Raw genomic sequence first — 19,292 nt, 5'->3', positions numbered from 1 at the left:
AGATCTTCTCTGTAAACAGATATGGTTTTTTTCATTTTTTCTTCAGCATCTTTTTTTATTTCAGGTACCATAATGTCCTCCTTATTTTACATTAGTTCCAATATCTTTTCCATTAACAACATCTACTATTGATGAAGGTTCATCTATTCCAAAAACAATTAAAGGAATATTATTATCCATACAAAGTGATGTTGCTGTAGAATCCATTATTTTTAATTCTCTACTAAGTATTTCAAAATATGAAAGTTTTTCAAATTTTTTTGCATTTTTATTAAACTTAGGATCAGAATCATATATACCATCTACACCTTTTTTTGCTAAAAGTATTACGTCTGCATCAATTTCAGCTGCTCTTAATGCAGCGGTTGTATCAGTAGAAAAATACGGATTTCCTATTCCTGCCGAAAATATTACAACTCTTCCTTTTTCCAAATGACGTATAGCGCGTCTTCTTATATATGGTTCAGCTACTTCTTTCATTTCAATTGCCGTTTGAACTCTGGTTGGAATACCCATTTTTTCAAGCGCATCTTGAAGAGCTAATGCATTCATCACTGTTCCAAGCATACCCATATAGTCAGAAGTTGTTCTGTCCATATTAACAGCATCTCTGCCTCTCCAAAAATTACCGCCACCGACTACTATGCTTGTTTCAACTTCCATATCATGTATCATTTTTATTTGTGAAGCTATAGAATTTATAGTTTCTATATCAATGCCTATGCCTTTTTGTCCTGCCATAGCTTCTCCACTTAACTTTAATACTATCCTGCGATATTTTGGATTCATAAAACTCTCCTATTTATTTACCAATTTGTTTTGCAACTTCTTCTGCGAAATCTTCTTCTCTTTTTTCTAAGCCTTCTCCTACTTCGTATCTTACAAATCTTCTTATTTTTAAATTTTCACCTATCTTAGCTGCTAAATTGTTTAATACATCTTGGATTTTTAAATCCGGATCTTTTATAAACTTTTGATCAAGTAGAACTATATCTTCATAGAATTTTTCTAATCTACCTTCAACCATTTTTTCTACAATTTTTTCAGGTTTACCTTCATTTAATGCCTGTTCTTTTAAGACTTCTCTTTCGTGCTCAACTTCTTCTGCAGGAACTTCTTCACGTGTTACATATTTTGGTGAAGCAGCTGCAATTTGCATAGCAACATCTTTTACAAAAGCTTTAAATTCATCATTTTTAGCAACAAAATCTGTTTCTGAATTAACTTCTACAATTACACCAATTCTTCCACCATGAATGTATGAATCTACAATACCTTCTGAAGCTATTCTATTAGCTTTTTTAGCCACACTTGCAAGCCCTTTTTCTCTTAGATAGTCTACTGCCTTATCTAAATCTCCATTTGTTTCTACAAGAGCTTTTTTACAATCCATCATTCCTGCAGAAGTCTTATCTCTTAATTCTTTAATTAACGCTGTAGTTATATTCATAATTTACCTCCTATTATAAAAAGAGAGTTTTAAAGGTTTAGCTTTAGAACTCTCCAAAATATTACTCTTCTTCTTTTTCTATGACAGGTTGCTCTTCTTCAGATACTTTTACTTCTTCATTTTCAGAATAATCTTGAATTTGAGCGCCTTGCTTTCCTTCCAATACTGCATTTGAAATTGTTTCTGTAATAAGCTTTACAGCTCTTATAGCATCATCATTTCCTGGAATTGGAAAATCTATTTCATCAGGATCGCAGTTAGTATCAACAATTCCCACTACAGGAATTCCTAATATATGAGCTTCTTTTACAGCTATTCTCTCTTTGCGAGGATCAACTATAAATAAAGCATCCGGAACTCTATCCATATCTTTTATGCCACCTAAGAATTTTTCCAATCTTTCTCTTTCGTGTCTTAATTGAATTACTTCCTTTTTAGGTAAAACATCAAAAGTTCCATCTGTTTCCATTTCTGTTAATTCTTGTAATCTGTCAATTCTTTTTCTTATAGTCTTATAATTTGTCAAAAGACCACCTAGCCATCTTTGGTTTATAAATGGCATTTCACATTTCTTTGCTTCTTTTTCAACTGCATCTTGAGCTTGTTTTTTAGTTCCTACAAATAAAATCTTGCCACCTTCTGATGACAACTCTCTGATGAATTCATATGCTTCATCTACTTTTTTGACAGTTTTTTGAAGATCAATAATATATATACCGTTTCTTTGTGTAAAGATGAATCTGCTCATTTTAGGATTCCATCTTCTTGTTTGATGTCCAAAATGAACACCGGCTTCTAATAAATTCTTCATTGATATTACTGACAAAATATCCACCTCCGTTTTTATTCCTCCACTTTTATCTCTTGATTTAAGTACATATCAGCAACTCTTAAATCATCAAAAAGTGTGTGTTTTAATTTACCGCATATAAGTATAACATATTAATATTTAACAATCAAGAAATTTATATAATAATCACATATAAAATAAATAAAAAAACCTGTTATTAAACAGGTTTAATAATTCAATTCTTTTGAATTGTAAATTGCAAATGATAATAATATAAATATTGCAAAAATAGCTAAATTAATACCTACGCCGACTATAGAAATATTAGATACTAAAAATCTAAACGGTTTAAATACTTCAAGCGCAAAGAAGTCTACAATCGTAAAGAACATAGCACCATAAATTTTACCAATAATTACAATTACTACAGTTATTAAAACAAACAATACACTCGTCGCATCTGATAGTGTAGTATTATTTGAAATTGCACTGAAAAAATATCCTATAGACATATATACTAATCCACTTAATAGCATTGCAACAAATATTCTAACTATATCTATTATTATAGCTTGTAGACTTATAGCAACCTCCATAGGAATGACATATAATAGCCCTATAGTAAGTGCTGCCAATAAAACTAAAAATATAAAATAAACTAATACATCCGATAACAATTTTTGAATCATAATTTCAGATCTTGAAATAGGATTGCTATAAATATATTGAATACTTCCACTACTTTGTTCCTTAGATAAGGAATTAGCTCCAAGCTGCATGGCAAATATAACCACTAAAACTGCAATATATTGATATATAAATGCAATATATTGACCAAGCTCAGTGTAATCTATATTTTCATCAAAACCTAAAATATTTTTAAAATTAGGATTTAATGAAGAAACGAATCCATCAAACATACTTTTCATATTTATATCAAGCATCATAGGATAATACAAAGCTAATAATAATCCAACTAATATGAATAAAACTATTGTCCATGCCACAAGTTTTCCAATATTAGATTTAAATTCTCTAGAAAAAATCATATTATGCCTCCTCGTTAAAATAAGCTAAAATCTTATCATATAATGATGAATTTTCAATACTGTAATTATCTATGCATGATTCAGCGATTACCCTAGACAATATTTTCATATCCTTATCATAATACAATATTTTATCTTTATTTTCATCTTTAATTATTCTAGCTCCAATATTTACAAATGGACTCAAATCATTTAAAGGACTGTATATTTTTATAATCTTATCATTTGCAATCTTATCGCTTAAAAATTCAACTTCTTTTATTTGACCATTATATAAATATGCCGCTCTATCACAATATCTTTGTGCTTCAACAAGAGATTGAGTTAAAATAAAAACAGTAAGACCTTCGTCAACTTTTAAGGTATTTAAATACTCAAATAACTTTCCAACTTGATTTGAATTTAAATATTTTGATGGTTCATCAATTATCAAAAGTCTTGGTTTGGTTATTAATGCATTTATTATCAAAAAGAGTTTCTTTTCATTTTCATTCATTTCAAGTAACCTTAACCTGGAATTAAGATTGAAATATTCTGTAAGAGTAGCTATGTCATCAGTATTTTTTAAATTATGCAATGACAAAGTTCTTTTTAGCATTGTACTCACTTTAATATTTTCTTGAAAAATTATATCTTCAGGTATTATACTGACACTTTCTTTAATATTCTTAGAATCTCTTACACAATCCATGTCATAAATTGTAGCCTTTCCCTTAGTAGGTTTCAGAAAATTAAATAAAATTTTTGAAAGAGTCGTTTTACCGGAACCTTCCAATCCCAATAACGCAAAAAATTCACCATCTATAACTTCTAAATTAAGATCTGAAAAAATTCTTTTTTTGCCCATTCTCTTAGTTAATTCACTAATAACTATGGCACTCATACAAATTCACCTCTTCATTTTATATATATACAATTATACTATAATGTTGCCATAAAACCAATATTTATATAACTTTTATTATTGGGTATTATTAATCTTTATGATATAATATTAGCCTATAAAATAATAAATGAGGCGATTAGATGAAATTAGGAATAGTAGGACTTCCAAATGTTGGAAAATCTACTCTATTTAATGCTTTAACAAAAGCCGGTGCAGAAGCTGCTAATTATCCTTTTGCTACAATTGAGCCTAATATCGGAGTAGTAAATGTTCCAGACGAACGCTTAAAAGTATTAAGTGAAATGAGCAATTCAGATAAGACAGTATATACAAATATAGAATTTTTTGATATTGCCGGATTGGTTAAGGGTGCAAGTAAGGGTGAAGGACTCGGAAATCAGTTCCTATCAAACATAAGAGAAGTAGATGCCATAGTACATGTTGTAAGATGCTTTGAAAATGAAAATATAATACATGTTGATGGAAGTGTAGATCCGTTAAGAGATATTGAAAATATAAATTTAGAACTTATTTTCTCTGATCTTGAACAAATTGAAAAAAGATTATCTAAAACAGAAAAACAGTTAAAAGGTGATAAAAAACTTCTTCCGGAAGTAGAGCTTTTAAAAAAATTAAAAGATGTTCTTGAAAAAGGTAAACCTGCAAGAAATGTAGAATTAAGTGAAGATGAAGAAAAGCTTATAAAAAATTATGCTCTATTGAGTTCAAAACCAATAATATATGTTGCAAATGTTTCTGAAGATGACATCTCATCTAACATTGACGAAAATAAATTTGTAAAAAAAGTAAGAGAATATGCTACATCACAAGGTGATGAAACCGTTGTAATCAGTGCTGCTATTGAAGCAGAAATTCAATCTTTGGATGATGATGAAAAAGAAATGTTTTTAAAAGAACTTGGTCTTGATAGCTCCGGACTTGATAAACTAATAAAATCAAGCTATAAATTACTTGGATTAATTAGTTTCTTAACTACAGGGCCTATGGAATCAAGAGCTTGGACAATTATTAAAGGTTCTAAAGCTCCTCAGGCTGCAGGTAAAATTCACTCTGATATCGAAAGAGGATTTATAAAGGCAGAAACTATATCCTATGACGATTTAATAAGCTGTGGATCAATGGCATCGGCTAGAGAAAAAGGGCTTATACGAAGCGAAGGTAAAGAATATATAATGCAAGATGGAGATGTTGTAGTCTTTAAATTTAACGTTTAAAAATATAAAAGCAGCTTTATAAAGCTGCTTTTATATTTTTAGTAATTTATTTATTAATTTAATATCTACTTCTTTATAACTGTGCGGCTTGAATGCCGGAATATATTCTTTATCAATCATTACTCCCCTTATTCCTTCTTTCATATTTCCACTTTCACAGCAATATTTTAATAATTTTAAATCTAACATATATGTCTCTAAAATAGAAATATTTTTACATTTAAAATATTTTAAAAATGTCATTTGCAAAGATAAAGGACATTTATTATTTAATTCATTTAATGTATCTATGGAGAATTTATCATTGCCTTCTTTTAAAGAATTAAAAATATCACTTAATTTATTTTTATCAAAATGATTATTAATCTTATCAGAACTAATGCTCAAATCAGTATAATCTTCCTTGATTTTATATTTTGATATTATATGTTTTGCATTAAAAAACCATTTCATCAAAACTTAAATTTTTAAAATCAAATTGTTCTAACTCTATCTCTATATTTCTTATGCTGCTATTTTTTATATAAAAATCTGCAATATTAAGTTTTGTTAAATCTGATCCAAATAATATATTTCCAAGTAGGGAAATATATAATGCTAATGGTTTTTCAATTTTAGAAAAATAATATCCAACTCCAACATCAGGTATCATTCCAAGTCTTGTTTCGGGCATAGCCCATTTTGTAGTATCATCTGCAACAACTATACTACTTGTAATAGAAAGACCTACTCCTCCACCCATTGTTATTCCTGATATAAAAGATATTATCGGTTTTTTTGAATTAAATAATAAATAATCAAGTTCAAATTCTTCTTCAAAGAAAAACATAGGACTGTTATTATTTATAATATATTCCTTATACAAGGTTACAATGTCTCCGCCTGCACAAAAATTTTTATTATTATTTCCTTTTAAAACTATAATTTTTACATTGTCATTTTTTATAAAGTCACAATATTTTTCTCTTAATTCTCTAATCATATCAATATTTAAGGCATTTAATTTTTTTGTTCTGTTTAAGATTAAATACCCTATATTATTTGATATTATTTTATTTACATACATTCAATTTCCTCTTTTGGTATGCCTGAAGGGATTCGAACCCCCAATCTTCAGCTTCGGAAGCTGCTGCTTTATCCAATTAAGCTACAGGCACAAGACGCTCTATAACACTAAAATTTGTTATAGAGTTTTATTGCCTCATTATATTTATTCTTTATTTCTTTGGTTTTTTCAAAATTAAAATAAATTCCCTTATAATTTTGAATATCCAGCTCAAAATAAGGCTTGCCACTTGCTGAAAAGTAAACTAATTTAATTGGCTTACCATTTGATCTCTCTTCAATTAGATACAATCTCTTTCTGTTGTCAGTTAAATATCTTAAAACTTGAATATTATTTTCAATTTCAAAAGTTTTGTCTAAAATATCATATCCATTCAAATAATCAATATTTTGACTATTTATATCTATTGATAGTGTCATGCAATTATACATGTCTTTTATTGTATCAATACTATAACTATATTTTTTGAAATTATCAGTATAATTAATAGATTTTTTTTCTTCATTTACAGCATTTTTTATATCATTTAAATATAAAATATTCTTCTCATCAGGATACAATACATTATCATATATTCCGATAAGTTCATCCTTTAAATAAAGTATATTACTTGAAAATTCTTTCATTTCTAAAGGAGTATAGGCTTCCACTTGACTTGATTTTTCTTCACTTATTTTTTCAAAAATTACATATTTAATAAAAAAATTATTAGTTTTTTCTAAATATTTGTATAGACCTATTTTCTTAAAAATTCTGTTATTATTTTCTACAACTTTCTCATTTAAATATGAAAATATTTTATCATTCATCAAAATATTTCCTATAAGAATATTACTTTTAGCTTCTTCAAGGTCCATTACTTCATCATCTCCAAAAAACGTTGCTATTAATTTCCTGTAGCTGTTCGTTTTTTCAGATATTGACTTATATCTTGATATGTCATAATTAGGTTTAAAAATTTTTAAAATATATGACTCATATCCCATTACAGAAGATTCACTGTCTGGAAGTTGTATTTTGCTATATTTATTATCTATTTCATTTATCTCTTTTACCTGCTCTTTTAATAAATCAAGTTTTGATTTTATTGAATTAATATTATCCTCTTTAAGCTTTATATCCTCTTTAAGAGTTTTATTTTTCTCTTTGTAAACTAGCTGAACTGAGTTTACTTTTTTTAAATTTATATACCCAAAATATCCCAACGCAAAAGAAGTTAACAACATAGTCAATAAAATCAAAAAAAGAAATTTATTACTTAGATTTTTCATTTTTATCACCTATATTAGTTAAAATTTCAATAACACCTTTATTTTCATAATATTGTCTTATTAAATCTCCACAATTGTTTTTTAATAAACTTAAATTTTTTGAAGACAAATTTCCTGTATTAACTCCATATTTTTCTAAGTTGCTAAATATTTCCTCAGTAGAAATGATTTGAGCATATATCTTATTTAAATTTTCATCTATATCGCTCAAATCATTTCCTATCTCATTTAAGTCCTTGGAATATAAAGCTGTTGTAAATAAAAGTAAATTGATTTCAGAATTATCATTGTTAATTGAACTTAAATATTTTATTGTACCACTCAATTTAGCATTTCTTATAAAATTTGATATTTTTAATTCAGTATATAAATTAGTATTTAAATATTCTGCTCCATTCATATTATTTAAATTTACAAGCTTAGATATAATAGCATCTAATGATTCATTTTTATAATAGTCCCCAGAATAATATTTAGAATATTTTTTTATTTCATCTTTTAGCTGCTTTTTTATTAATACATTTGCAGCTTTTAAATTTTCTATCTCAAGCTTTATTATATTTTCCTCTTTCTGAGTATAATCATATCCGTATTTAGATGAAAAATCTAAACTTAATTTTTCAAGGTTTAAATTTTCGCTATTACTTTCCGTCTTTAATTGCTCTTCAACTTTTAAAAGCTCTACAAGTTTATTATTTAGTGAAGTATTTTCTTCTTCAATTTTATGGATATTTTTAACATTTAAATAAGAATATCCACAAAAACAAGAGATGATTATCAATAAAATAATCGAAAGTATGGTAAATGCATATAAAATTTTAGATTGTTTTTTCATATCTAACACCTTTTTAATACAATAACATCAAGTTTATTATTTCCATATTTAACATCAATTTTCTTAATGATATAAAAAGCTAATCCTGTAGTTAAGACAGCTATTATAAAGCTAAGAATCTGTGCATTATCAATAGAATATTTATTAAATATATTATAACTTATCAAAATTCCAAATAAAAAAAATATTAAAGGAAGTCCATAAACTAATAGTATATATTTAATTACATTCTTTGAATTTGTTTCTATTTTTACTTTATCTCCAACTTTAAGTCCTAAAGTATTTTTTGCCTTTAGCACATAAAGCTTTGATTCTGCACACTTTGCATGGCAGCTTTCACAACTGGAACCACAGGCTGCCTGTCTAAAAGAATGTATTTCTACAAATTCACCTAATTCCTTTACAACAACTCCCATCTGTTCCATTACTTCACCTCTATTCTATAACTTTTATATGAACTTCATTTAACTGTAAATCGGATAGTTCTGTAGGAGCACCAGTTAAAAGACAAGTTGCAGATTGTGTCTTCGGAAATGCTATTACGTCTCTAATATTATCAGATTTTGTAAATGTCATAACTAATCTATCAAGCCCATACGCTAATCCTCCATGAGGAGGTGCACCATACTTAAATGCTTCAAGTAAGAATCCAAATTTATCTTCAGCCTCTTCTTCTGTAAATCCTAATGCTTTAAACATTTTACTTTGAATTTGAGGATTATTAATTCTTATACTTCCGCCTCCCATTTCATCTCCATTTATTACTATATCATAAGCTTTTGCTCTTGCAAGATGTGGAGCTGTTTCAATTAAATTTAAATCCTCATCCATAGGAGAAGTAAATGGATGATGCTTAGCTACATATCTTTGCTCGTCTTCATCATATTCAAATAAAGGAAATTCTGTTATCCAAAGTAATTTGAAGTCATCTTTATCTATTAAATTCATATCTTTAGCTACTGAATTTCTAAGATTTCCTAAGCTGTCAAAAACTATGTTATTTTTGTCTGCTACAAACACTAATAAGTCTCCAATTTCAGCTTTCAATTTATTCATAATATCATTTACAACATCTTCACTTAAAAACTTGGAAATCGGAGAATTAATTCCATTTTCTTCTACTTTTATCCACGCAAGTCCTTTTGCACCATATGTTTTTACAAAATCTTCAAGCTTTCCTATTGCTTTTCTTGAATAAAATTCAGCACCATTTTTTATGTTTATACCTCTTACACTTTTGCCTTCATCAGTACAGGATTCAAATACCTTAAATCCACATTCTTTAACTAATTCAGATATATTTACAAGTTCAAGTCCAAATCTTAAATCAGGTTTATCAACTCCAAATCTATCCATAGCTTCAGCATATTTCATTCTCATAAGTGGAAGTTCAATATCTATATTTAACATTTCTTTAAATGCATATTTTAAAAACCTCTCGTTTATATCTATTACATCATCAACCTCAACAAAACTCATCTCCAAGTCAATTTGTGTAAATTCAGGTTGTCTATTAGCTCTTAAATCTTCATCTCTAAAACATTTTGTAATTTGCATATATCTATCAAATCCGGATACCATCAAGAGTTGCTTCATTAATTGAGGTGATTGTGGAAGAGCATAAAATTTTCCTGGGTTAACTCTACTTGGAACTAAATAATCCCTCGCTCCTTCAGGGGTAGGTTTAGTTAACATTGGTGTTTCTATCTCCATAAATCCTTCATTATAGTAAAAATCTCTTGTTATTTTATACAACTTTGATCTTGTCATTAAATTTTTTTGCATATATGGCTTTCTTAAATCTAAAGCTCTATTTTTTAACCTTGTATTTTCAGCTACATTGTCATCATCCTTAATATAAATAGGTGGAACTTCTGACTCATTCAATATTCTAAGTTCACTTGCTATAAGTTCAATCTTACCTGTTGGTATTTTATCATTAATAGAAGAGCGTTCTCTAACTTTTCCAATAACTGCAACTACAAATTCAGATCTAAGTTTTACAGCTTTTTCAAATAGATTTTTATCAACAGTATCATCGAATACAATTTGCACAATACCTGTTCTATCTCTTAAATCTGCAAATATTATAGAACCTAAATTCCTTTCTTTTGCAATCCAACCCATTAAAGTTATTTCTTGCCCAATATTAGACTCTCTTAACTCTCCACAATAATAAGTTCTCTTTAATCCTTTAATATTTTCTAACATTTGTTACCTCCATATAAAAATACCCCGTCCGATAAGGGACGAGGAAAAACTCGCGGTACCACCCTAATTAGGTAAACCTCTCTTGCTATTTTTAACGCAAATCTACGGAATATTCTACAGTAAAGTTGTCCCATTAATTTATCTATATGAACTTTCACCAACTGTTCACTCTCTACAAAAGATTCATTAATTTTTTCTAAACTATCGTATTTAACTTTATTATAATGTTCTTTAAATCAAGTGTCAAGATTAACAAATTCTGTTATTAATCTTATTTTTTAAATAATTTTCATCCTTCATTAAATTATTAGATTTTAAATAATTATATGCAAATTTTGCTCCTTTATCCATACCTTGACAGCCTGCAAATAAAACAACATCTCCCTTATCTGCCGTTTTTAATATTTCATATACAGAATTTTCTAAATTATCAAAAACTTTCACATTTATATTATATTTCTCCATTATATTCAAAAATATTTCCAGTTCTTCTTTAGATACTTCATCTTTTTTTGAAACGGTATCTTTACTCAAAGTAGCATAAAAAGTTTTTGCATCTAATTTTTTTAACCATTTTGCAGTCTCTTCAGCAGTTTCTCTATTTAGGTTTACACCCCTGTTTCCTCTTATAGCATATAACATTCTAAAATTTTTATATTTCATTTTAGATAATGTCTCTAATGTTACATCTATATTTTTAACATTTGCATAATGATCATCAATTATCTTAAATTTTTCATCGTATATCATTTCAAATCTTCTTTCTACTCCAGAAAATGCTGATATTGATTTTTTTATAATATCTACATCAATATTTTGAACCAGTGAAATTATTATTGCAGCAACTGAATTCATTACGGATGAATACCCTGCTACAGATAAATTTATTTCAAAACTTTGTTTTTTTAATACAAAATCATTAAAATCAATATTTCTATTTACATTAAAGATATATTTCCCAAATCCTGTACTTAAATCCAATTCAGAAATTGAAAAATCATAATCATTGTTTTCTAAAGAATATGTTATAACTCTTGCCTTAGTTTGAGTTAATAAATCCTTTATATGATCAAAATCCATATTTAATATTGCAACTGCATTTTTAGAAGCTTCTTTTACAAGTTTTGATTTTGCTTCATAATATTTTTCAAAGCTTCCATGTTGATCTATATGTTCACGACTAAAATTATTAAATGCTACTATATTAAAATCAATATTTTTTACTCTATACAATTCTTCTGAAGAGGACGATACTTCCATTGTGACTTTTTCAATCTTTTTTTTCAACATATCTCTAAAAAAAGATTGTAATTCTAAAGACTCAGGCGTTGTTAATACTGACGGAATTGTTATATCTGAATATTTAGTATATACTGTACCAATTATTCCTGTTCTGTATCCCGCATCATTATATATTTTATCAAGCATAAATGATGTTGTTGTTTTCCCATTTGTAGCTGTAATGCCTACGATATTTAATTTCTGAGAAGGATCATCGTAAAAATTTTTAGAAACATTTGCAAGTTCAATTCTGGTATTTTCGACTTTTAGTTGAGGAATTTCACAGTCTATAAAATCTTCTACTATAGCACAAACCGCACCTTTTTCATAAGCTTGTAAAATATATTTATGTCCATCCGTTATATATCCTTTTATAGCTACAAATAAGCTGCTTTCAGTTATAAATTTACTATTGTAACAAATTTTTTTAATATCAACATCAAAATCAATAAAATTCTTTGTATCTAATATTTCAATATTTTTTAATATCTTTCTTAAATTCATTTATCCACCTAAAAATCAAATTTTTCATATATTTTTTTCTTTACAGTAAAAATTTCGTCTTCTCTACTTAAATAATCTTTCATATTTCTAAAATTCATTATTGTTTTAAGTTTATTTTCATCAGGATAATATATTTTTGTAGAACTGCTCATTCCAAAGCCTATAATACTATGTTTTTCTTCCATTATTAATATATTATATATCGATTCAAATCCATTTTTTGAATATCCTATATTTTCGCCATTACCAAGCATTCTTTTTTGTCTATACATATAGTATGGATTATAACCTTTTATTTTAAGCTTATCTTTTGTCATTTCTATTATTGAATCTATATTCGATGAAAGCTTAATATTTTTATCATATATCTCAGAACCGTTTTTTATAGCAAGAGTATGAACTGTTATATTCTCAGGATTTAATTCTAAAATTTTATCAATACTATACTCCACATCGTTATACTTTTCTTGCGGAAGTCCTATTATTAAATCCATATTGATACTATTAAAACCAACTTTTCTTGCTAAATTATAACTATTATATATTTCAGAAATTGTATGATTTCTACCAATTAAATCAAGCGTTTTTTCTCTCATAGACTGTGGGTTTATACTTATTCTATTTACTTTATTATATTTAAGCATATTTAAAACATCAAAATTTATTGTATCAGGTCTTCCACATTCTACTGTAAATTCATCTGCAATCCCATAATATTTCAAAATGGTTTTAAGAATGCTTTCTAAATAATATATATCAATAGATGTAGGTGTTCCTCCACCGATATAAATGCTTCTTGGCGGATTTTTAAAATATTTAGATTCATTTATTAAATCACAAATTAACTTATCTACATATTTTTTTATAACATCCTTATTCAATTTTAGTGTTTGAAAGGAACAATATGAACATTTGCTCGGGCAAAACGGAATATGAACATAAATGCTATAACTGTTTTTATTAAGCGGATATATTATTTTTGATTCTAAATCCACAATATTCATAATAAGTTTTATAGATTCATCAGAAACTAAATAGGTGTTTTTTAAAATATTTTCAGCTTCAGTTCGGCTGTTTTTTTCGAGTAATTTAAATGCTAATTTAGTTGGTCTTATTCCGGTCAAAATACCCCATTTATTTTTTACTTCAAAATAATTTTCAAAATTTTCAAAAAGAATTTGCTTTATTAAAACTTTTTTATCTTTTAATGTTTCACATTTTGCAATAAAAACTTTTTTCTTTAAAAAATCACAACTTATTTCTAAAATATTTTTATCAAAATCGATATTAACAAAAATATTACCTTCTTTTTCATATGAAGGAAATTTTAATCTCAAAAATTCATATGCCTCATGTGCAACTGTTAAAATTTCACATACAACATTAATCATTTCTCATACTTCTTATAAATGGATTATTTTGTTTTTCGTATTCTATACTGCTTTCTGGTCCGTGTCCCGGTAATACTATAGTATTATCAGGTAATTGCACTAATAATTTAAGTGATTCTAAAATTGTTTCATAATCTCCACCAGGTAAATCAGTTCTTCCTATTGAACCGCAAAATAATGTATCTCCGGAAAATAAAACATTTCCAATTAATAAACATATTCCTCCCGGAGTATGACCCGGGGTAGATATAACTTTGAAATATTTATCTCCAAATGAAATTAAGTCACCATCTTCTACCAAAACATCAGCAGATATTTTATTAGGCTTTAATCCTAACACAAGATTTAATTCAGACGATCTATCTTCAAGCATAATATTGTCGTCTCTACCTAAAAATGCCTTTACATTAAAATGTTTTCTAACATCATCAAGAGCTCCAAAATGATCGGGGTGAGCATGTGTCAATATTATCTTGTCAACCGTTAAATTTCTATCTTCAATCTCTTTTATAATAGCTTTAGCTTCTGCGCCTGGATCAATTATCACCGAATTATTATTCTTATCAAATATTATATAACAGTTAGTTTGATATGCACCTAAAGTAAGTCTGATTATTTTAAAATCCATAATTATCACCTAAAATTCTTTGTTACTGTCTAATAATATTGTAACAGGACCATCATTTATTAATTGTACTTTCATATCAGCACCATATTCTCCACCAAATGTAGAAATATTTAGTTCCTTTGCTCTTTCAATAAATTTATTATAATAATTTATTCCATCTTCAAATTTGGCAGCTCTAATATAACTTGGTCTATTTCCTTTTCTTACATCTCCATAAAGAGTAAATTGAGATACAACTAAAAGCTCTTTATTTTGATCTATAAGGCTTAAATTCATAACAGCATTTTTATCTTCAAAAACCCTTAAATTTAAAACTTTTTTAAAAATATATTCAAAATCCGAATCACTGTCATGCTCTTCAACTCCAAGCAATACTAATAATCCATTTCCTATTTCAGATATTTTTTCTCCTTCAACAGTAATACTTGCTTCTAATACCCTTTGAACTACTGCTCTCATTTTTCCTCCTATGCTTTAACTCTATAAGCATCAAATACATTATTTATTCTCTTAATTTTTTCAATTAATCTCACAAGTTCATCAATTGTATGAATTTCAACTACAATATTTAAGAATAAATCTCCATCTTTTGTTGATCGAGCATTTAAACTATGAAGAATTAATTTTGACTCATTTATTCTATTTGCAACATCAGAAATTACGTTAGATTTATCGAGTGCCTTTATTTCTATCTCAGCATTATAACTTGCGCCTTCTTCTGTTTCCCAAATTACATCTATTATTCTTGCAGATTCATCTAATACCTTTATATTTGTACAATCAGCTCTATGCACAGAAATTCCTCTTCCTATAGTTATATATCCTATAATATCATCCCCAGGAACCGGATTACAGCATTTTGCAAATCTAACTTTTACATTATCTACACCTTTTACAACAACTCCGCCCTTAGATGCTTTATTAACTCTTTGAGTTGTTTTAGGCAATACAGGTGTATCATCTTTGTTGTACTTTTTATATAAATCAACAAGTTTCGACATAACTTGATTAATAGTTATTGTCCCAAAACCTACTGCAGCATATAAATCATCTAAACTTTGTAAATTAAATTTATTTTTTACATCTTCTAACCAATCTTCTTTTACTATATCTGAAACTTTATATCCTAATTTTTTTGCTTCCTTTTCTATTGAGTCTCTTCCTCTTTCAATATTTTTATCTCTATCCTTAATTTTAAAATATTGACTTATTTTTTTCTTTGCTTGAGGACTTTTTACAATATTCAACCAGTCTAATGACGGACCGGAATTAGGATTAGTTATAACATCAACAATATCTCCGCTTTTAAGTTTATAGTTAAGAGGTACTATTCTTCCGTTAATTTTTGCACCGGTACACTTATTCCCAACTGCAGAGTGAATTCTATATGCAAAATCTATCGGTGTAGAACCTTCAGGTAAATTAATTACATCTCCTCTTGGAGTAAATATAAATACTTCATCCGCAAAAAAATCTATTTTTAGAGTCTCCATAAAATCATTAGGATCATTCAAATCTTTTTGCCATTCAAGTAATTGTCTAAGCCATGTCAAATTTTCATCAAACGAAGTGGATTTAGAAACCCCTGCTTTATACTTCCAATGAGCGGCAATACCATATTCAGCAGTTTGATGCATTTCAAAAGTTCTTATTTGTACTTCAAATGTTTCACCGTTATTGTCAATTACTGTAGTATGCAATGATTGATATTTATTGGGTTTAGGCATGGCTATATAGTCCTTAAATCTTCCTGGGATAGGTTTCCAAAGTGTATGCACTACACCCAAAACTCCATAACAATCTTTAATATCATCAACTAAAACTCTAACCGCAGATAAATCATATATTTCATCAAATGCTTTTCCCTTTATCTTCATTTTCTTATATATACTATAGAAATTTTTAGGTCTTCCATGTATGTCTGCATGTATTCCTATTTTATTTAAATTTTTTTCAATTTCTAAAGTAATTTTTGATATTAAAGCTTCTCTTTCGTGTCTCCTCTTATTTACCATTTCAACAAGCTGATAGTAATTTTCCGGATCTAAATATCTAAGAGATAAATCTTCCAATTCCCATTTAATTTTACTCATACCCAATCTATCAGCAATAGGAGCATATATCTCAAGTGTCTCAAGAGCCTTTTCGTGTTTTTTGGCATCAGTCATATATTCAAGAGTTCTCATATTATGAAGTCTATCTGCAAGCTTAACTATAATTACTCTTATATCTCTTGCCATTGCAAGAACCATTTTTCTAATATTTTCAGCTTGTTTTTCTTGTTTAGTTTGGTAATTAAGTTTTTTTAGTTTAGTAACTCCTTCTACTAAATCTGCAATCTCAACTCCAAATTCTTTCTTTATATCCTCATAAGTAACATCTGTATCTTCTATAGTATCATGCAATAAACCTGCTATTATTGTAGCGGTATCCATATTCATATCAGCAAGTATTAAAGCAACATTAAATGGATGAACTATATATGGTTCTCCGGAATTTCTTTTTTGTTTTTTATGATGTTCACTGGCTAAATTAAAAGCCTCTTCTATAAGTTCGACTTCTACTGACGGATTATATATCTTTATTTTTTCTAATAATTCCTCTATCATTTTACTCCCTCACTTACTCTATAATGACTTATTTTCAATTCTATATTGTCATTTCCTCTAAAACTATTTATCTCAGGAATATAAGTAATATCCAATTTAATATTATTTGTCATATTATTTTTCAATTTATATATTTCATCCTGATTATAATACTTTGATATTTTATCTAAAAATTCATCAATATTCTCAAATAGAATTGCATCCCTTTGAGTAATAGAATCTCCTATTACCATTTTTATTACATTCTTATTTTTTCCGAATACATTAAATTTTCTAATACTTAATTCTCTGGTTGCAAATAAAGGTTTAGAATTTCCATTTCCAAACGGATTTAATTTTTCAATGTCTGTAGCTAAAGATATATCTACATCAGAAAGATTAATTTGAGTATCTATATAAACTTTCTTAATTAAATCTTCTTTGGTAAGATTTGATTTATTATTTACGTCTATAACAAATTTTTTAAAATTTTCTTCTTCAAGACTAAGCCCACATGCCATAGCATGCCCACCAAATCTGCTTAACAGCTCTTTTGATGCAGATACATGTTCAAATAAATTAAATCCTTCAATACTTCTTCCTGAACCTTTTAATTCATCTTTTGATGTTGTAAGTATTATAGCAGGTCTATTGTATTTTTCTTTTATTCTACCTGCTATAATTCCAATAACGCTCTCATCTATTTCTTTATCCCTTAAAATCAAAACAGGAAATTTTTCTAATAAATTAAATTCATTTACTATCTTATCTATTTTTTCAAAGCCATCATCAGTCAATTTTTGACGCTTCGAATTAAGTTCTCTTAAATAAGTAGCATATTTCAAAGCTACATTATAATCTTCTTCCAATAACAACTTAACGGCAATATCTGCACTTTCAAGTCTGCCACTTGAATTTATCGTAGGACCTATTATAAAACCTATATGATACGCTGAAATTAAATTATTGCTTAAATCAGCAGCATTTATAATTGCTTTAATTCCACTATTTTTAGTTTTATTTAAATATTCCAATCCCTTAAAGACCAATACTCTGTTTTCATCTATAAGCGGCATCACATCACATATGGTAGCTATAGCAACAAATTCCAAAAAATCACTATACAATTTCTCATCTTCAATTCCATTTATTTTATACAAATATGTTATAAGTTTATATGCAACAGTAGCTCCGCAAATTTCTCTAAATGGATATTTAGATGATTCTCTTTTAGGATCCACTATCGCAAGAGCATTAGGAAGTAATTCTTTTTTTTCAGTATCTACAGGAACTTCATGATGATCTGTAACTATTACACCTATACCGTTTTCAACAGCATATTGAATCTCATCTCTTGCCGCTATTCCATTATCACATGTTATTATTAAATCAATTCCATCTGTCCTTGCTTCATCTATTAACCTTAAATTTATTCCATATCCATCACTTACTCTATTTGGTATCCTATAATCAACATTTGCTTTTAAATAACTAAGCCCCTTATATAATATGTAAGTGCTCATAACACCATCTACATCATAATCTCCAATAATTCTGATTTTTTTATTAGTAGCTACAGAATTTATAAGTATATTTGCAGCTTTTATCAAATCCGGTAAAAGTAATGGCGTATGAAGATCTTCTAAATTTGGATTTAAAAATTTTTCCAATTTTTCTTCTGTATCTATATCTCTATTAAAAAGTATATTACATATATATTTATTAATATTTAATTTTTCATAATCTAAAGTTAGGTCTTTTGTATTTTTAAGAAACCATTTTTCCATATAATCACCAAAAAGTTATCGTTATAATTAAAATTAAGTATACCACAAAATTAAATTAAATTAAATCTATTGTACTTTGTTAATCACGTATTTTATATATTTGTAAAAAATTTTATTTATAAATAGATTAAACTTGCTTAATACTTTCTGATTATTATTTTCTTCTTGCTTATAAAGCTTTAATTCTTTAGTTTCATTAAACAATATTTTCACCGTAAAATTAAGTTTATTGCACAATATTACTTATTAATTATAATTTGTCTATGCTTTGTTATTTAACTTAAAAAAAGCAGCAAATCTTTTTTGATTTGCTGCTTTTT

Annotated in this window: 18 protein-coding genes and 1 tRNA gene; 1 reads left to right on the top strand and 18 read right to left on the bottom strand. The window is 27.3% G+C overall.

The window, feature by feature from the left end:
- Positions 1-81: 81 nt before the first annotated feature.
- The 5 genes from pyrH to HMPREF0629_RS04670 all read right to left on the bottom strand — a co-directional run bounded on the left by pyrH (position 82) and on the right by HMPREF0629_RS04670 (position 4,172).
- Positions 82-789 carry a UMP kinase gene (pyrH, locus tag HMPREF0629_RS04690; RefSeq protein ID WP_009222201.1) on the bottom strand — a complete coding sequence of 236 codons (708 nt, stop codon included), beginning with the start codon at positions 787-789 and terminating at the stop codon, positions 82-84.
- Positions 790-802: 13 nt separating this feature from the next.
- Positions 803-1,450, bottom strand: a complete 648-nt coding sequence (gene tsf, locus HMPREF0629_RS04685; RefSeq protein WP_009222200.1) for a translation elongation factor Ts — start codon at positions 1,448-1,450, stop codon at positions 803-805.
- 61 nt (positions 1,451-1,511) lie between these two features.
- On the bottom strand, positions 1,512-2,276 hold the full coding sequence (gene rpsB / locus HMPREF0629_RS04680) for a 30S ribosomal protein S2 (RefSeq protein WP_036728800.1): 765 nt from the start codon (positions 2,274-2,276) through the stop codon (positions 1,512-1,514).
- A gap of 191 nt (positions 2,277-2,467) precedes the next feature.
- On the bottom strand, positions 2,468-3,289 hold the full coding sequence (locus HMPREF0629_RS04675) for an ABC transporter permease (RefSeq protein WP_009222198.1): 822 nt from the start codon (positions 3,287-3,289) through the stop codon (positions 2,468-2,470).
- 1 nt (position 3,290) lies between these two features.
- Positions 3,291-4,172, bottom strand: coding sequence for an ATP-binding cassette domain-containing protein (locus tag HMPREF0629_RS04670; protein ID WP_009222197.1), 882 nt, complete (start codon positions 4,170-4,172; stop codon positions 3,291-3,293).
- Between the two features lie 143 nt (positions 4,173-4,315).
- Between HMPREF0629_RS04670 and ychF the strand changes: the two genes are divergently transcribed.
- On the top strand, positions 4,316-5,410 hold the full coding sequence (gene ychF, locus HMPREF0629_RS04665; protein WP_009222196.1) for a redox-regulated ATPase YchF: 1,095 nt from the start codon (positions 4,316-4,318) through the stop codon (positions 5,408-5,410).
- A gap of 30 nt (positions 5,411-5,440) precedes the next feature.
- Here ychF and HMPREF0629_RS04660 read toward each other — a convergent pair whose 3' ends face one another.
- From HMPREF0629_RS04660 to recJ, 13 genes are all read right to left on the bottom strand, one after another.
- On the bottom strand, positions 5,441-5,863 hold the full coding sequence (locus tag HMPREF0629_RS04660) for an enoyl-CoA hydratase/isomerase family protein (protein WP_039856636.1): 423 nt from the start codon (positions 5,861-5,863) through the stop codon (positions 5,441-5,443).
- The gene (locus tag HMPREF0629_RS04655) at positions 5,847-6,476 is read right to left on the bottom strand and encodes an enoyl-CoA hydratase/isomerase family protein (protein WP_039856635.1); all 630 of its coding nucleotides are present in this window, start codon (positions 6,474-6,476) and stop codon (positions 5,847-5,849) included. Before HMPREF0629_RS04655 ends, HMPREF0629_RS04660 begins: the two co-directional genes overlap by 17 nt.
- A 14-nt stretch (positions 6,477-6,490) precedes the next feature.
- A tRNA-Arg gene (locus HMPREF0629_RS04650) sits at positions 6,491-6,567 on the bottom strand.
- Positions 6,568-6,583: 16 nt separating this feature from the next.
- Entirely contained in the window at positions 6,584-7,747 is a 1,164-nt protein-coding gene (locus tag HMPREF0629_RS04645; protein ID WP_039856633.1) for a hypothetical protein, read from the bottom strand.
- A complete protein-coding gene (locus tag HMPREF0629_RS04640; RefSeq protein WP_039856632.1) occupies positions 7,731-8,582 on the bottom strand; it encodes a hypothetical protein in 852 nt (283 codons plus the stop codon). The genes HMPREF0629_RS04645 and HMPREF0629_RS04640 overlap by 17 nt, the downstream gene beginning before the upstream one ends.
- 2 nt (positions 8,583-8,584) lie before the next feature.
- Complete coding sequence (locus tag HMPREF0629_RS04635; RefSeq protein ID WP_009222193.1) at positions 8,585-9,007, bottom strand: SoxR reducing system RseC family protein; 423 nt, start codon at positions 9,005-9,007, stop codon at positions 8,585-8,587.
- Positions 9,008-9,017: 10 nt separating this feature from the next.
- Positions 9,018-10,793 carry an aspartate--tRNA ligase gene (aspS, locus tag HMPREF0629_RS04630; protein WP_009222192.1) on the bottom strand — a complete coding sequence of 592 codons (1,776 nt, stop codon included), beginning with the start codon at positions 10,791-10,793 and terminating at the stop codon, positions 9,018-9,020.
- A 249-nt stretch (positions 10,794-11,042) separates the two neighbouring features.
- A complete protein-coding gene (locus HMPREF0629_RS04625; RefSeq protein ID WP_009222191.1) occupies positions 11,043-12,578 on the bottom strand; it encodes a Mur ligase family protein in 1,536 nt (511 codons plus the stop codon).
- Between the two features lie 8 nt (positions 12,579-12,586).
- On the bottom strand, positions 12,587-13,969 hold the full coding sequence (hemZ, locus tag HMPREF0629_RS04620; protein WP_009222190.1) for a coproporphyrinogen dehydrogenase HemZ: 1,383 nt from the start codon (positions 13,967-13,969) through the stop codon (positions 12,587-12,589).
- Positions 13,962-14,597, bottom strand: coding sequence for an MBL fold metallo-hydrolase (locus HMPREF0629_RS04615; protein ID WP_009222189.1), 636 nt, complete (start codon positions 14,595-14,597; stop codon positions 13,962-13,964). Before HMPREF0629_RS04615 ends, hemZ begins: the two co-directional genes overlap by 8 nt.
- A gap of 9 nt (positions 14,598-14,606) precedes the next feature.
- Positions 14,607-15,056, bottom strand: coding sequence for a D-aminoacyl-tRNA deacylase (dtd, locus tag HMPREF0629_RS04610; RefSeq protein ID WP_009222188.1), 450 nt, complete (start codon positions 15,054-15,056; stop codon positions 14,607-14,609).
- Between the two features lie 8 nt (positions 15,057-15,064).
- Complete coding sequence (locus tag HMPREF0629_RS04605) at positions 15,065-17,206, bottom strand: bifunctional (p)ppGpp synthetase/guanosine-3',5'-bis(diphosphate) 3'-pyrophosphohydrolase (RefSeq protein ID WP_009222187.1); 2,142 nt, start codon at positions 17,204-17,206, stop codon at positions 15,065-15,067.
- Entirely contained in the window at positions 17,203-18,972 is a 1,770-nt protein-coding gene (gene recJ, locus HMPREF0629_RS04600) for a single-stranded-DNA-specific exonuclease RecJ (RefSeq protein WP_009222186.1), read from the bottom strand. The genes HMPREF0629_RS04605 and recJ overlap by 4 nt, the downstream gene beginning before the upstream one ends.
- Between the last annotated feature and the right edge of the window lie 320 nt (positions 18,973-19,292).

The sequence above is a fragment of the Peptoniphilus sp. oral taxon 386 str. F0131 genome, from assembly GCF_000090945.1.
Taxonomy (GTDB): Bacteria; Bacillota; Clostridia; order Tissierellales; family Peptoniphilaceae; genus Anaerosphaera; species Anaerosphaera mikwangii.
Note: the sequence above shows the minus strand (reverse complement) of the source record. Positions and strands in the feature narration are given on the sequence as shown.